Source organism: Devosia sp. 1566, assembly GCF_004005995.1.
In the GTDB taxonomy this organism is placed as follows: domain Bacteria; phylum Pseudomonadota; class Alphaproteobacteria; order Rhizobiales; family Devosiaceae; genus Devosia.
Genome location: NZ_CP034767.1, coordinates 1,801,566 through 1,815,488 on the forward strand (window position 1 = coordinate 1,801,566; position 13,923 = coordinate 1,815,488).

Genomic DNA, 13,923 nt, shown 5'->3' on the forward strand with positions numbered 1-13,923 from the left:
ACGTGCATTGATGCTTGCCATCGTCAAAATCGGTTCGACCTTTGCTGGCGACAGGCCTAGCGTCGCCGCTTCCTGGGAAAGAATCACATGTCGGCACGCTACTGGGCGCTCATCATTTTTATCGGAAGCATCTGGGGCACCTCGTTCCTGTTCAATGCTGTGCTGATCCGTGAACTGGGGCCAATCACCGTGGCCGCAGGCCGGGTGACCATCGCCGCGCTGGTCAGCTGGTTATTGTTTTTCGCCCTTCGCAAGCCCCTGCCCCGTGATCCGATGCTGTATCTCAAGCTCGGCCTCCTCGGCGTGTTCAGCTATGCGGTGCCGTTTACGCTTTTTCCCATTAGCCAGGCCCACATCCCTAGCGGTCTTGCTGCGATCATCAATGCCCTGCTGCCGGTTGTTACCGTACTGGTCTCGCATTATTGGCCAGGCGGCGAAAAAATAAAGCGCCACAAGGCTGCCGGCGTGGTTGCGGGGTTTACCGGTGCGGCATTGCTGGCTTCACCATCCCTGGCGGCCGGCAATGAGCATGGCGAGCTTTGGGCCATTGCCGTCTGCTTTGCCGCCGTGATGCTCTACGCCATCACGCTCAATGTCGCGCGAAGCTTCAAGGCGATCGAGCCCACGACCATCGCCACCATTGCCATCTCTGGCGCGGCGTTGACTTCAGTGCCAGTTGCGCTTTGGGTTGAAGGGGTGCCACACATCGAGCGGATCGAAACCTGGGCGGCCTGGATCGCCATCGGCGTTTTCTGCACCGCCTTGGCGTTCCAGCTGATGTATCGGCTGCTGCCGCGCGTTGGCACCACCAACTTCGCCTCCAACACCTTTGTCACCCCGGTCGTCGCGGTCTTGCTCGGGGTGTCGCTGCTGGGAGAATCCATTCGGCCCATTCACCTGCTGGGCATGGGCGTGGTGTTTTTAGGCTTGTTGCTGATCGACGGTCGCATTCTCAAGATCTGGCGCAAGCCAGTGTCCGGAACTGAGGTCGTATCGCCCCGTTGAGTTAGGTCCCAACGAGGAGGCAGGCATGCCCATTCCACCCAATCCAGAGATCGATCCCGCGGAAACGCCCGAGATCGTGCCGCAGCCTGTTCCGCCGCCGCCGATGCCCGTGAGCTTCCCCACTCCAGACCCATCCGAAATTCCGGGCAACGTGCCGGTGGAAGATCCGCAGCCAGACTACCAGCCGGAACTTCCCCCCGAGCCAGGTCACGACATCAATCCGTGACTTAGCGACGGCCCCGTTTAGTCGTGGCCGTCGATCTTGCTGAGGAAATAGGTGAGCGCGCCGATCACGACCGCTGTTGCGGCACCCAGATAAACGATGTCCGGTCCGCTGCTCCAGGTCACAGCGCGCCCGAGAAAATAAACCGCCAGCACGGTGATGGCCACGCCCACCAGCTTTGACTTCAGATCATCGAGATTGCTGATCTTGAGCCAACGTGGCAAGGCCAGATCCTGGTTGAAGTAGAGCTGATAAAGGCCGAGCGAAACCACCTGCACCACGGTCGCGAGCAAGAAAAGATCAACCAGCTCGATGGCGTGCAGCAGTGCCTCGTCCTTGCTTACGGGATGGTCGGCGAAGAACAGCTCGCGGATGAAGTGCCAGGTTTCAGCGACCCCATAGATCATCAACGCCATTGAAGCCGCCATTGTGGCTAGCACCGGCAGGATGATGATGCGGCTGACCAGCGCGCCGATGACGCGCATCAGCCACGGCCCCATACCGTGATCCAGCAACTGCTTTGGGGCTTCCTTGTCTTCGGCGGGCTCGCTCACTCTTCGAGGCCGAGCTTGCGCTTCATCAATTCGTTCAGGGCCTGCGGGTTAGCCTTGCCGCCCGATGCCTTCATCGCCTGGCCAACGAACCAGCCAATCATGGTGGGCTTGGCCTGAACCTTGGCGACCTGATCGGGGTTGGCGGCGATGATCTCGTCGACCACCTTCTCGATGGCGCCGAGGTCGGTGACCTGCTTCATGCCGCGCCGCTCGACGATCTCGGCAGGTTCGCCCTCCGGCTCCTCAGCAATGATGATCTGCAGCAAATCCTTGGCGATCTTACTGGAGATCGTGCCGGCGGCCACGAGGTCAACAATCCCCGCGATCTGAGCTGGCTGCAGATGGGTTTCCCAAACAGCAAGCCCCTGGCTATTGGCATAGGCGGCAACATCGGCGTTGAGCAAATTGGCGACAGCCTTGCCGTCGCGCTTGCTACCCCCATGGGCCACAACGGCCTCGAAGTAATCGGCCGTCTCGCGATCCAGCGTCAGCACCATGGCGTCGTAAGGGGTCACACCATAGTCGCGGACAAAGCGGGCCTTCTTCTCGTCCGGCAGTTCGGGCAGGTGTTCCGCCAGAGCCGCCACGAAAGCGTCGTCAAACTCCAGGGGCAGCAGGTCGGGATCGGGGAAGTAGCGGTAGTCATGCGCTTCTTCCTTGGAACGCATGGACCGGGTTTCGCCGAGCTTCGGATCGAACAGGCGGGTTTCCTGGTCGATCGAGCCGCCGTCTTCAAGGATATCGATCTGCCGACGCGCTTCGTATTCGATCGCCTGACCGGCAAAGCGCACTGAATTGACGTTCTTGATTTCGCAGCGCGTGCCGAACTCACCCCCGGGGCGTCGCACCGACACGTTGACGTCGGCACGCATGGAGCCCTGCTCCATATTGCCGTCGCAGGTGCCGAGATAACGCAGAATCGTGCGAAGTTTGGACAGATAAGCCTTAGCCTCGTCAGCCGAGCGCAGGTCCGGCTTGGAGACGATCTCCATCAGCGCCACGCCGGAGCGGTTGAGGTCCACAAAGCTCATGGATGGATGCTGGTCATGGATGGACTTGCCCGCGTCCTGCTCCAGGTGGAGCCGCTCGATGCCGATCTCGATGGTCTCGTCGCCCATGTCGAGCAGCACCTTACCCTCGCCGACAATAGGGTCCTTGAACTGGCTGATCTGATAGCCCTGCGGCAGATCGGGATAAAAATAGTTCTTGCGGTCAAAAACGGACCGTTTGTTGATCACGGCCTTGAGCCCAAGGCCGGTCCGCACAGCCTGGCGCACGCATTCTTCGTTGATGGTCGGCAGCATGCCGGGCATGGCTGCGTCCACGAACGAAACATTGCTGTTGGGCGGATTGCCGAAGGCGGTCGAGGAGCCGGAAAACAGCTTGCTTTCGGAGGTCACCTGCGCATGCACTTCCATGCCGATGATCACTTCCCAGTCTCCAGTGGAGCCGGAAATAAAGCGCTTCGGATCGGGCGTACGGGTGTCGATAAGGGTCAAAGTGAGCTCTCTGAACGGCATGCGGGAACACGACCCAGTGCTTACTGACCAGCGGCGCGCGATGCAACGCCTCTTTGCCCGATCTGGTCAGTTCCGGCGGTCGAGCTCAATCTTCGTCGTCGAGATCGCCCGCGAATGGGTGTAATTTCTTCTCGAGATGAACGCTCATGAATGGCTCGTGATGGGCACGCCCATCGGGACGCATGGCGAGGATGCGGTAGCCTTGCCGTTCATAAAAGCGGACCGCGCGAATATGGTCTGCGGGGGTTTCGAGCTGCACCCGGCTGGCGCCGAATAGTTCCAGCACCGACTCCATGCGCCGCAGCAGCATGGAGCCGATGCCCTGGCCTTGGCTTTCCGGAGCCACAAACAGGAACGGGATATAAGCGCGCCGGGCGGAGCGCGAACACCAGCCGACAGGCATGCCATCCTGTTCGGCCACAATGATGCGCGTCAGCGTTTCGGCGACGGCGCGCCTAAGCCGGTGCTGCTCGGCGTCGCGCATGCCGGGTGTTTCGGTTAGCAGCGGCAAAATGCCCTTTGTCCAGGAGCGGTAGGCGATGTCGGCTAGAATGCGTGCGTCACCGGGTTCGGCATTGCGGATCAGGACACTGCGCATGACACACTCTCCTAAAGGGGGCGCCGCCGCGCCGTGATGATGCCCTTCTCGTAATTGATGTTCCAATCGATCAGGGTTCGCCACACAAGTTCGGCCTGATCCTCGTCAAGATCAAGAGCCAAACTACGCTCGCGCACCTTGGCGATCACTGCCTCGATGCGGACGGGGTCGCGCGCCTCGTGCGGGTCGGTCTTGATCTCGGCCATGCGGGTGACATAGCGATGCCGCTCCGCGAAGAGGTGCAGGAGCGCCTGGTCGATCCGATCGATTTCGGCACGGACATCATCTTTGGTCTGGCAGTCGGCGGGCGCGGTGGTCACGGCAAAGGTCCATTGGTGCAAAACTCAGTGCTGGTTTGCACCGACCTGCCGGCAAAGGCAACCGTTCGCGGCCCCCTAGTGGCGTGTCACCTCGCTGAGCGCCGCGGCGATATGTTCCCATTCCTGCGCGACGCTGGCGGTGGCGCGGCGCTTGCCGGCCCGGCGGTACCAATAGTCGGCATTGCCCATATCGGCTTCGATCCAGTGCATCAGCGCATGCACCCAATCAAATGCCTGCACACCTTCCATGGCCTGAACGATGGTGTGGGCCTGCTCCCACTCGGGGCCGACACGGAACTCACCTTTCTTGAGCCACCACAACGCTTGCAGCGGCTTGCTCATGTCTTTGGGCGGCTCGGACCAATCGAGCGAGGTGAAGATATCCACGGACATATGACTTTCCGAAAAGAAACGGGCCGTCCCGAAGGACGGCCAAATACGCAAGGGCTGAAATAGACCCTTGCCGAAGCCGGTTCAAGAGACCGGCTCTGGCTCACCACCAAGGCTTCGGTGAGAAATCGGTCGCCGCGCTGCGCTCGATCACCCGAGCGGCTGCAAAAAGCGTTTCCTCGTCAAAGGGCTTGCCGATCAGCTGCAGCCCCAGCGGAAGCCCCTGCCCGTCCTTGCCCGCCGGCACCGCAATGCCCGGCAGGCCCGCCATGTTCACGGTCACCGTGAAGACGTCGTTGAGGTACATTTTCACCGGATCGGCGGCGAGGGTCTCGTCGCCAATGCCGAAGGACGCCGACGGCGTTGCCGGGGTAAGGATGGCGTCAACGCCGGCGGCGAAAGCGTCCTCAAAATCCTTTTTGATCAAGGTACGAACCTTCTGCGCCTTGACGTAATAGGCATCGAAATAGCCGGCGCTCAGCACATAGGTGCCGATCATGATCCGGCGCTTCACTTCACGGCCAAAGCCGGCGGCGCGCGTCAGCTCATACATGTCGGTGATGTCCTTGCCCGTCACGCGCAACCCGTATTTGACGCCATCATAGCGCGCCAGGTTGGAGGAGGCTTCGGCCGGAGCCACGATATAGTAGGCGGGCAGCGCGTATTTGGTATGCGGCAGCGAGATATCCTTGACCGTAGCGCCTTCAGCGCGCAGCCATGCCAGCCCCTGCTCCCAGAGCTTTTCAATCTCGGCGGGCATCCCTTCCATGCGGTATTCCTTGGGAACACCGATGCAAAGGCCCTTTACGCCTCGCTCAACCGCCGCGGCGAAGTCTGGCACCGGCAGGTCGACACTGGTGGAATCCTTTGGATCAAAGCCCGCCATGGAGCGCAGCATCAGCGCTGAATCCTCCACAGTGCGAGCGATCGGGCCGGCCTGGTCAAGCGAGGAGGCAAAGGCGACGGTGCCCCAACGCGAGGAACGGCCATAAGTCGGCTTGATGCCCACTGTGCCGGTGAACGCCGCTGGCTGGCGGATCGAGCCGCCCGTATCGGTGGCAGTTGCCCCAGCGCAGAGCCATGCCGCCACAGCGGCGGCCGAACCACCCGAGGAGCCCCCGGGCACCAGCTGGGCATTGGAGCCTTCAGAGCGGAACGGGCTGACAACAGGGCCGTAATAGGAGGTCTCGTTGGACGAGCCCATGGCAAACTCGTCCATGTTGAGCTTGCCCAGCATCACGGCGCCATCGCGCCAGAGATTGCTGGTGACAGTCGACTCGTAGCCTGGCTTGAACCCATCCAGAATATGGCTGGCGGCCTGAGTGTGGACGCCCTTGGTGGCGAACAGGTCCTTGACCCCAAGCGGAATGCCTTCGAGGGAGCCGCCCTCGCCCTTGGCAAGCTTCTCGTCGCTGGCCTTGGCCATGGTAGTGGCCTGCTCGGCCGTGACCGCAACATAGGCGTTGAGCGCGCCATTGGCCGCCTCGATCGCGCCAAGGTACGCGCCGGTCAGCTCGGTGGCGGAAAAGCTCTTGGCCTTCAGCCCCTTGCTGGCTTCGGCAAGGCTCAATTTGGTCAGGTCGGTCAACGCGGTAACTCGCTTAGATTGGCGCAGCGGTGGAAAAGCGTCGCGCCGGGCGAAGCTCCCTCCGAGCTGGTTTCATTGGTTGCGGCCGCACTCATGGCAGCCTCATGGGAAGACACCACCTGCACGGTGTCGGATGTGAGTGGCGTCAGCGCCAACGTGTCGGGATAAATGGCACCCGGGTTTTCACACACGGCTGACACGAAAAGGTGGGCATTACCGGGCTTGGCCTTGATGTCAAAGAAGTGGCAGCTGGACTCGAGGGTCTGGATGCCATCATCAAAGGTCATCACCTGAAACCCGAGGATGGAGATGGCGTCCAGACCATCTTTTTCCAGCGCATCGCAGCCGGCGGGATCACTCACGTAAACCTTGGTGCGGTCGACACTGGCAATCTCCTGCGCCTGGGTAGTTCCAGCGGCGAGGATGACGACGCTTGACAACACGGCGCCTTTGACGATCCGGATGCTCATGCTTCTGCTCCCTGCCGCAACGGCATTGCAAAGAAAGCCGACCACTCGCTGTCGGGATAATCAAGGAACGGGCCGCGCGGGATGAAGCCGCTGCGCTGGTAGAGCCGCTGCGCTTCGGCAAAGCCGGGCCCCGTGCCTGTTTCCAGCATCAACTGGCTCAGCCCCTTTTGCCGCGCCAGATCGACAATGGCGCCAAGCAGCGCCGAGCCAACCCGCTGGCCACGAACGGACGGGTCCGTGAACATGCGCTTGACCTCGCCCAGATCCGAAGAATGAACCTTGAGCGCGCCGCAGCCCACTGCCTCGCCTTCGGCATTGCGCGCCACGAAAACCGTCGTGTCGTCACCCGCCATCTGCTCAACGGTCATCTTGAACTGAAATTCGATTGGCGAAAGCGGCAGCAGGTGATCGTTGAGCGCCGCCACAAGGCGGCGCACATCGTCCTGCAACGGCGTTTCAATGCCAATCGTGACGGCCATCGCCTACTCCACGACCTTGGGGACCATGAAGAAATTGTCTTCCGACAGCGGCGCATTGGCCACGATCAGCTCAGGATAGCCGCCATCGGTGATCGCATCGTCGCGCCGGCGCAACTGCATCGGGGTCACCGACGTCATTGGCTCGACGCCGGACACATCCACTTCGCCCAGCTGTTCCACGAAACCGAGAATGGCGTTCAGCTCGCTTTGATAGCCAGCGACTTCCTCGTCCTCGATGCGAATACGCGCCAGGCGCCCGATACGCTTCACCGTTGCGGCGTCTACCGACATGGCTCATGCCTCCAAATAGGGAGATGCGGCCCTTGCCGCTCTGGTGCCGCTTTTAACAATGGTGGCGGGCAAGTTGCAATGGCAGAGGCGCCGCGGCTTTAGAGCTCAAGCCCCAGCCGCGACTCGAGAGCAACCAGAGCGGTGTCGTCCAGGTGGGCTCTCAAAGCGGGAATGGCTTGATCAAGCTCAGCGTCAGCAGCCGCCAGCGCAAGCAATCTCGGAGGCTGGCGCTCCAGCAGATTCCTGCCGTTGGCCACTAATTGACCAGCCGAACCAAACAGCACCACCACGGCATCGCCGAGCCACCGCCCGAACGGCAACAACTCCCCGGCTACCAGCAGCAAGGGCCGCTCACCATCCACATGCACGAGAACCAGCCCCGCCCCTGCCCGCAAGATTGTTGCCTCGACGGGACCAGCGTCGAGCGGCCGGATGCGCCGGGGCTTCCAAAGGGCAAGATCAACCTGAGGCAAGCAATCTTCCGCCGCAGCCAATCCGAAAACCCGATCCGCCCCCGACACCAGCTCAGCCGCGTCGATCCCGGCCGGGGCCACACCGGCATCGGCAACCAGGATCAAGCCGCCAATGTGAATGCGGAGCGTCGTACCACCAAACCAGGTGAGTTTCATTGCAAAGTCCAATCGCCAAAGTCAGGGGAAAACTATAGGAGCGGCACCATTGAGCAAGCCGAGGTGCAGCATGAGCGACGATCTTCCGGAAAATCCCCTCGCTGGTCTGCCCCCCACCGGCAAGCTCCTGTGTCTTGATCTTGGCACCAAGACGATCGGCGTGGCCGTCTCAGACGCGATGCGCTATTCGGCGACGCCGCTCGAAACCATTCGGCGCACCAAGTTCACCCAAGATGCCGAGCGACTCGACGAGTTGATCGCGCAAAATAATGCCGTCGCGATCATTCTCGGACTGCCGCTCAACATGGATGGGAGTGAAGGGCCGCGGGTGCAATCGACGCGGGCCTTCGCCCGCAATCTTGCCGCCCGGATCAGCATCCCCATCGCCTTCTGGGACGAACGCCTGTCCACCAGCGCCGTTACCCGCATGATGATCGACGCAGATCTGCGGCGCGACCGGCGCGCCGAACTGGTCGACAAACTCGCGGCCAGCTACATCCTCCAGGGCGCGCTCGATCGCCTGCGCCGGGGATAAAGCAACAAACAGTTGAACACCCGCCACCCCTCCGCTAGACCGCAGCTAATTGCAGGGGATCCGAGGCCATGGCTGAACCAACCGGCGGCAACGTCACGCAAGCTGGCAGCAGCGCTGGCGACTTCCCCCCCTTTCGCCAGCGTCACCTGCTTTCCATCGCCGATCTAAAGCAGCACGAGATCATCGACCTGCTCGACCGGGCCGAGCGCATGGTCCCCGTTTCGCGCCAGGAGCGCAAGACGCATCCTACCCTGTCGGGTAAAACCCAGATCAACCTGTTCTTCGAACCCTCGACCCGTACTCAGGGCTCGTTCGAGATCGCCGGCAAGCGCCTCGGCGCGCTGGTGATGAACATGTCGGTAAAGTCCTCCTCGGTATCCAAGGGCGAGACGCTGGTGGATACCGCGACAACGCTCAACGCCATGCGCCCGGATGTGATCGTGGTGCGCCATTCGGCGGCCGGCGCGGTGGAGCTTCTCTCGCAAAAAGTGGGTTGTGCTGTTATCAATGCGGGTGATGGCGCCCACGAACACCCCACTCAGGCGCTGCTCGATGCGCTCACCATCCGGCGCCATAAGGGCCGTATCAATGGGCTGACAGTCGCGATCTGCGGGGACATCGCCAATTCACGCGTGGTGCGCTCCAACCTGCTGTTACTCGGCGCGCTTAATGTCCGCACCCGGGTGATTGCCCCGCGCAATCTCTTGCCTGCGGGGATCGAGCAACTTGCAACCGAAGTGTTCACCGATATGCGCAAGGGCCTCGAAGGTGCCGATGTGGTCATGATGCTGCGCCTGCAGCATGAGCGCGCCAATGGCCGCATGATCCCTTCGGTGCGCGAATATTACCGCTTCTATGGATTGGACGCCGACAAGCTCAGCCATGCCAAGCCGGACGCGATTGTGATGCATCCCGGCCCGATGAACCGGGGCGTGGAGATCGACCCAGCCATTGCCGACGGTCCCGCTTCGGTGATTACCGACCAGGTGGAAATGGGCGTGGCCGTACGCATGGCAGTGCTCGATGCCTTGCTGCCTGCGGGAGACGTTCGATGAACCGCCCATTGCTGATTGAGAACGCCCGCCTCGTTGATCCGGCTTCCGGCACAGATGCCCGCGGAGCTGTGCTGGTCGAGAATGGCGTCATCACCGATCTCGCGCTTGAGGGGCCCATCGGTGTGCCTGACGGAGCCGAGGTGATCGATGCTGCGGGCCACGTGCTGGCGCCGGGCCTCATCGATATGCGCGTGTTCACCGGCGAGCCCGGCAAGGAATATCGTGAAACGCTCCAGTCGGCCGGCGAGGCCGCCGCCGTCGGCGGAGTGACGAGCTTTGTGATGATGCCGGACACCAGCCCGGTGGTCGACGATGGTGCGCTGGTGGATTTCCTGCTGCGCCGGGGCAAAGCCACGAGCAAGGTCAATATCTTGCCCGCCGCCGCGATCACCAAGGGATTGCGTGGCGAGGAGATCACCGAGTTCGGGCTCCTGCAGGAGGCAGGCGCCGTTTGCCTGACCGACGGACGCAGCTCCATCCAGTCCAGCGCGCTGCTGCGCACGGCGATGAGCTATGCCGCCAATTACGACATGCCGATCGTTCATCACCTCGCGGACCGTGGGCTAGTTGGCGATGGCGTAATGAACGAAGGCTTCTTCGCCACTATTTTGGGCCTCAAGGGCATTCCGCGAGAGGCGGAAACCATTCCCCTGGCGCGGGACCTGCAACTCGCTGCTTTGACCGGCGTGCGCTACCACGCGGCACAGATTTCCACTGCCAGCTCCGCCGAACTGGTCCGGGCGGCCAAGGCCCGGCACGCCAATGTGACGGCCGGCGTGTCGATCAACAATCTGGCGCTCAATGAAAACGACATCGGCCGCTACCGGACTTTTTTCAAGCTCGCAACACCCCTGCGCTCCGAAGATGATCGCCAGGCCATGATCGAGGCGCTGCGCAACGGCACGATCGACACCATCCATTCCGATCATGACCCACAGGACAGCGAGGTGAAGCGGCAGCCCTTTGCCGAAGCCTCGGATGGCGCGATCGGGCTCGAAACATTGCTGGCGGCGGCATTGCGGCTGGTTCATTCCGGCGAGGTGGATCTCCTGTCGGTGCTGCGGGCGATGACCATCCGGCCGGCGCAAATCCTGGGCCTGCCTTCCGGGCGTATTGCGCGCGGAGCACCAGCCGACCTGATCTTGTTTGATCCCGATTATCCCTGGCAGGTCAGCGAAACGGCGATACGCTCGCGTTCGCGCAACACCAGCTTTGAAGGCGCGCGCCTTGCCGGCAAGGTAATGCGCACCATTGTGGGTGGACAAACGGTTTATCTCCACACCTACACGCTCTAGCCATGTGCGAGCCCTTGTGGAACGGGCGAGGCTGGGGCTACCAATACTCACCTTCGCTCGGAACCTGTTATGGCCCCTGATCTGCTTACCCTGCTCTACGCCATCGTGCTCGGCTATCTCTGTGGCTCGGTGCCGTTCGGCCTACTGCTGACTCGCGCGGCCGGGCTTGGCGATATCCGCGCGATTGGCTCGGGCAATATTGGTGCCACCAATGTGCTGCGTACTGGCAATCGCTGGCTCGCGGCCGCAACGCTGGTTCTCGACGCCGCCAAGGGCGCCGTGCCGGTTTTGCTGGCTCGCTATCTTTGGGGCGAGGACGCGGCAATGGTCGCTGCGATCGGCGCCTTTATCGGGCACTGCTTTCCGGCGTGGCTGGGCTTCAAGGGCGGCAAGGGTGTCGCCGTGCTGATCGGTGCCCTCCTGGCGTTGTCCTGGCCTGTGGGGCTGATCTTTTGTGCGGTCTGGCTGCTGATCGCCGTGACGCGCAAGACCTCCTCCCTCGCTTCACTCACCGCTGGCGCCACCGCACCGATTTTTGCCTATGTCGTCGTCAATGAGTGGCTCGCGGTAGCAGTGGCGGTCATGGTGATCCTGCTCTTTATCCAGCATCGCACCAACATCGCCCGTCTGATGGCGGGAACCGAGCCAACCATCGGCTCTACCAAGAAAGCCTGATCCGTGGGCAAAGGCGCTGCACTGGTTTCTGACCAAGAGCGCCTTGCCTGGCTTCGCCTGATTCGCACTGACAATGTCGGCCCCGTCACTTTTCGCCAACTGCTCGGCCGCTTCGGTTCAGCCGAGGCGGCGCTCGACGCCCTGCCCGGCTTGCTCAAACGGGCCGGAACGCAGCCGCGCATCTCGACCCGTATGCAGGCCGAAGACGAACTCGCTGGCCTGCAGCGCTTCGGCGCCCATCTCGTGCTCAGCTGCGATCCCGACTATCCGCCCCATCTCGGCTTCATTGCCGGCGCGCCGCCGGTGCTGACCCTCGCGGGCGGCGCCAATCTGGATTGGCGGCGCACCGTGGGCATGGTCGGTGCGCGCAACGCCTCCTCCGCCGGGGTGAAGATGACGCGCCTGCTCGCTACCGATCTTGGTGCCCGCGGTTATACGATCGTTTCCGGCCTCGCCCGCGGCATTGATGCAGCGGCCCACCGGGCAAGTCTGCAAACCGGCACCGTTGCGGTCCTAGCGGGCGGCTTTGACCAGATCTATCCCGATGAGAACATTCCGCTTGCCCATGACATTCTCGACCACGGCGGCGCCTTGCTCACCGAGATGCCGCTCGGCTGGGAGCCTCGTGCCCGCGATTTCCCGCGCCGCAATCGGCTGGTGTCAGGGCTGTCGCTCGGCATTGTCGTGGTGGAAGCGGCCAAACGCTCGGGCTCCCTGATCACGGCGCGCCTTGCGCTGGAGCAGAACCGGGATGTCTTTGCGGTGCCGGGTTCGCCCCTGGATCCCCGGGCCGAAGGCGGCAATGCCTTGATCCAGCAAGGGGCGAAGCTGATCACTAATGCCGAGGACATCATCGAAAGCCTGGGCTCGGCCGATCCGTCGCGCCAAGCCCTATTTGATCGACAATGGGAGCCGGGCCCCGACGAGGTCGGCGCTGGGTCAGACGTCCCCGATCCTAGTGACGCGGATCGCTTGCGCGGTTTGTTGAGCACCGCTCCGATGGAAGTCGATGAACTGCTGCGGCAAACCGGACTGTCTGCCGCAGCGATGCAGATGCTGTTGCTGGAGCTCGATCTGGCGGGCGAGATCGAGTGGTCGAGCGGTCAGCTGGTCGCGAAACGCTACCGCTGAACCGCCTTATTGCCCTGGTTAGCGGCCACCTTCCAGCTTACGATGCCGCTGGTTGATGCCGCCTGCCCCGTATGGATAATCGCCGATCTGCGGCTTGCTCGCCTCGTCAAGCCGCGCAACCTCCTCAGCGCTTAGGCTCAGATCGCCCGCGGCCATGTTGTCGGCCAGCTGTTCGCGCTTGCGGGCGCCCAGGATCACCGAGGTGACGGCGGGTTTTTGCACCAGCCAGGCCAGCGAGACCTGCGCTGCACTGACGCCGCGCTGCTCGGCGATCTGCATGACCGCGTCGATAACCGCCCAGGTCTGTGGGTTGGCATTGCGCTTTTCATACGCCTCCATGCCGCGCTTGGGGTTTTCGCCCAGCCGCGTTGCCCCGCTTGGCATTTCGTCACGCTTGTATTTGCCCGACAGCCAGCCGCCAGCCAGCGGCGACCAGGGCAGTAGGCCCATGCCGGCATCGAGCACGGCAGGCACGATTTCGTGCTCGATATCGCGCACCAGTAGATTGTATTGCGGCTGCAAGGTTACGGGAGGGGTATAGCCCTGCGCCTTGGCAATCCACACTGCCTTGGTCAGCTGCCAGCCGAGGAAATTGGAAAAGCCGTAATAGGCGATTTTGCCGTTACGCACCGAATCATCAAGGAAGCGCAGGGTTTCCTCGATCGGCGTCAGCGCGTCCCACGCATGCATCTGGTAAAGATCGATCTGCTCGACGCCCAATCGCCGCAGCGAGGCATCCAGCGCGTGCCCCAGATGTTTGCGCGACAAGCCAAGGCCGTTGGACCCTTCCAGCGTCGGAAAGCGGCCCTTGCTGGCAATCACCAGCCGGTCAGCCATCCCGCCCTTGCTCTTGAGCCAGCGACCAATGATCTCTTCGGAGGTGCCATTGGTGTAGACGTCAGCCGTGTCGAGGAAATTCCCGCCCGCTTCGACATAATCATCCATCAAGGCGAACGACGTGGCCTCGTCCGCGTCCGACCCGAAGGTCATGGTCCCAAGGCAGAGTGCCGAAACCACCGTGCCGCTATTGCCCAGTTTGCGTAAATCCATTGTCAACTTCCTCCTGTTGATCGCCACAACGGCCCGGCCGACACTCGGCTCCACGGGATCATACTAAATCAGCGCCCGTTGACACTGCCCCTCGGCTTCACCATGTTGCGCCACC

The 13,923-nt window shown here is 62.2% G+C and carries 18 protein-coding genes; 7 read left to right on the top strand and 11 right to left on the bottom strand.

The genetic code is table 11. The features are described from left to right. Positions 1-87 precede the first annotated feature (87 nt). Together ELX51_RS08775 and ELX51_RS08780 are read left to right on the top strand one after the other, a co-directional pair. A complete protein-coding gene (locus tag ELX51_RS08775) occupies positions 88-1,005 on the top strand; it encodes a DMT family transporter (RefSeq protein WP_127753163.1) in 918 nt (305 codons plus the stop codon). Between the two features lie 25 nt (positions 1,006-1,030). Next, positions 1,031-1,231 carry a hypothetical protein gene (locus tag ELX51_RS08780; RefSeq protein WP_127753164.1) on the top strand — a complete coding sequence of 67 codons (201 nt, stop codon included), beginning with the start codon at positions 1,031-1,033 and terminating at the stop codon, positions 1,229-1,231. A gap of 17 nt (positions 1,232-1,248) precedes the next feature. Here the strand turns inward: ELX51_RS08780 and ELX51_RS08785 are convergent, their stop codons facing one another. The 10 genes from ELX51_RS08785 to ELX51_RS08830 all read right to left on the bottom strand — a co-directional run bounded on the left by ELX51_RS08785 (position 1,249) and on the right by ELX51_RS08830 (position 8,067). After that, positions 1,249-1,782 carry a YqhA family protein gene (locus ELX51_RS08785; RefSeq protein ID WP_127753165.1) on the bottom strand — a complete coding sequence of 178 codons (534 nt, stop codon included), beginning with the start codon at positions 1,780-1,782 and terminating at the stop codon, positions 1,249-1,251. Further along, on the bottom strand, positions 1,779-3,281 hold the full coding sequence (gene gatB, locus ELX51_RS08790) for an Asp-tRNA(Asn)/Glu-tRNA(Gln) amidotransferase subunit GatB (protein WP_127753166.1): 1,503 nt from the start codon (positions 3,279-3,281) through the stop codon (positions 1,779-1,781). Before gatB ends, ELX51_RS08785 begins: the two co-directional genes overlap by 4 nt. Positions 3,282-3,387: 106 nt before the next feature. After that, positions 3,388-3,900: a GNAT family N-acetyltransferase gene (locus ELX51_RS08795; protein ID WP_127753167.1), complete on the bottom strand. Its 513-nt coding sequence runs from the start codon at positions 3,898-3,900 to the stop codon at positions 3,388-3,390. Positions 3,901-3,911: 11 nt separating this feature from the next. Next, positions 3,912-4,220, bottom strand: coding sequence for a chorismate mutase (locus ELX51_RS08800; protein WP_127753168.1), 309 nt, complete (start codon positions 4,218-4,220; stop codon positions 3,912-3,914). A 75-nt stretch (positions 4,221-4,295) separates the two neighbouring features. Next, complete coding sequence (locus ELX51_RS08805; protein ID WP_127753169.1) at positions 4,296-4,613, bottom strand: hypothetical protein; 318 nt, start codon at positions 4,611-4,613, stop codon at positions 4,296-4,298. A gap of 100 nt (positions 4,614-4,713) precedes the next feature. After that, entirely contained in the window at positions 4,714-6,198 is a 1,485-nt protein-coding gene (gene gatA, locus ELX51_RS08810; protein WP_127753170.1) for an Asp-tRNA(Asn)/Glu-tRNA(Gln) amidotransferase subunit GatA, read from the bottom strand. After that, a complete protein-coding gene (locus ELX51_RS08815; protein ID WP_127753171.1) occupies positions 6,195-6,668 on the bottom strand; it encodes a hypothetical protein in 474 nt (157 codons plus the stop codon). The genes gatA and ELX51_RS08815 overlap by 4 nt, the downstream gene beginning before the upstream one ends. Then, positions 6,665-7,147 (bottom strand): GNAT family N-acetyltransferase, encoded by a 483-nt coding sequence (locus ELX51_RS08820; protein ID WP_127753172.1) that lies wholly within the window; start codon positions 7,145-7,147, stop codon positions 6,665-6,667. Before ELX51_RS08820 ends, ELX51_RS08815 begins: the two co-directional genes overlap by 4 nt. Positions 7,148-7,150: 3 nt before the next feature. After that, positions 7,151-7,438: an Asp-tRNA(Asn)/Glu-tRNA(Gln) amidotransferase subunit GatC gene (gene gatC / locus ELX51_RS08825; protein ID WP_127753173.1), complete on the bottom strand. Its 288-nt coding sequence runs from the start codon at positions 7,436-7,438 to the stop codon at positions 7,151-7,153. 98 nt (positions 7,439-7,536) lie between these two features. Further along, a complete protein-coding gene (locus ELX51_RS08830) occupies positions 7,537-8,067 on the bottom strand; it encodes a hypothetical protein (RefSeq protein WP_127753174.1) in 531 nt (176 codons plus the stop codon). A gap of 70 nt (positions 8,068-8,137) precedes the next feature. Here ELX51_RS08830 and ruvX point away from each other — a divergent pair, with 70 nt between their 5' ends. The 5 genes from ruvX to dprA all read left to right on the top strand — a co-directional run bounded on the left by ruvX (position 8,138) and on the right by dprA (position 12,758). Continuing rightward, positions 8,138-8,602, top strand: a complete 465-nt coding sequence (gene ruvX / locus ELX51_RS08835) for a Holliday junction resolvase RuvX (protein WP_127753175.1) — start codon at positions 8,138-8,140, stop codon at positions 8,600-8,602. 68 nt (positions 8,603-8,670) lie between these two features. After that, a complete protein-coding gene (locus tag ELX51_RS08840) occupies positions 8,671-9,657 on the top strand; it encodes an aspartate carbamoyltransferase catalytic subunit (protein WP_127753176.1) in 987 nt (328 codons plus the stop codon). Beyond that, entirely contained in the window at positions 9,654-10,952 is a 1,299-nt protein-coding gene (gene pyrC / locus ELX51_RS08845) for a dihydroorotase (protein ID WP_127753177.1), read from the top strand. The genes ELX51_RS08840 and pyrC overlap by 4 nt, the downstream gene beginning before the upstream one ends. A 69-nt stretch (positions 10,953-11,021) precedes the next feature. Further along, a complete protein-coding gene (gene plsY, locus ELX51_RS08850) occupies positions 11,022-11,627 on the top strand; it encodes a glycerol-3-phosphate 1-O-acyltransferase PlsY (RefSeq protein ID WP_127753178.1) in 606 nt (201 codons plus the stop codon). 3 nt (positions 11,628-11,630) lie between these two features. Continuing rightward, positions 11,631-12,758: a DNA-processing protein DprA gene (gene dprA, locus ELX51_RS08855; RefSeq protein WP_127753179.1), complete on the top strand. Its 1,128-nt coding sequence runs from the start codon at positions 11,631-11,633 to the stop codon at positions 12,756-12,758. An 18-nt stretch (positions 12,759-12,776) separates the two neighbouring features. Here the strand turns inward: dprA and ELX51_RS08860 are convergent, their stop codons facing one another. Further along, positions 12,777-13,808 (bottom strand): aldo/keto reductase, encoded by a 1,032-nt coding sequence (locus ELX51_RS08860; RefSeq protein ID WP_127753180.1) that lies wholly within the window; start codon positions 13,806-13,808, stop codon positions 12,777-12,779. Between the last annotated feature and the right edge of the window lie 115 nt (positions 13,809-13,923).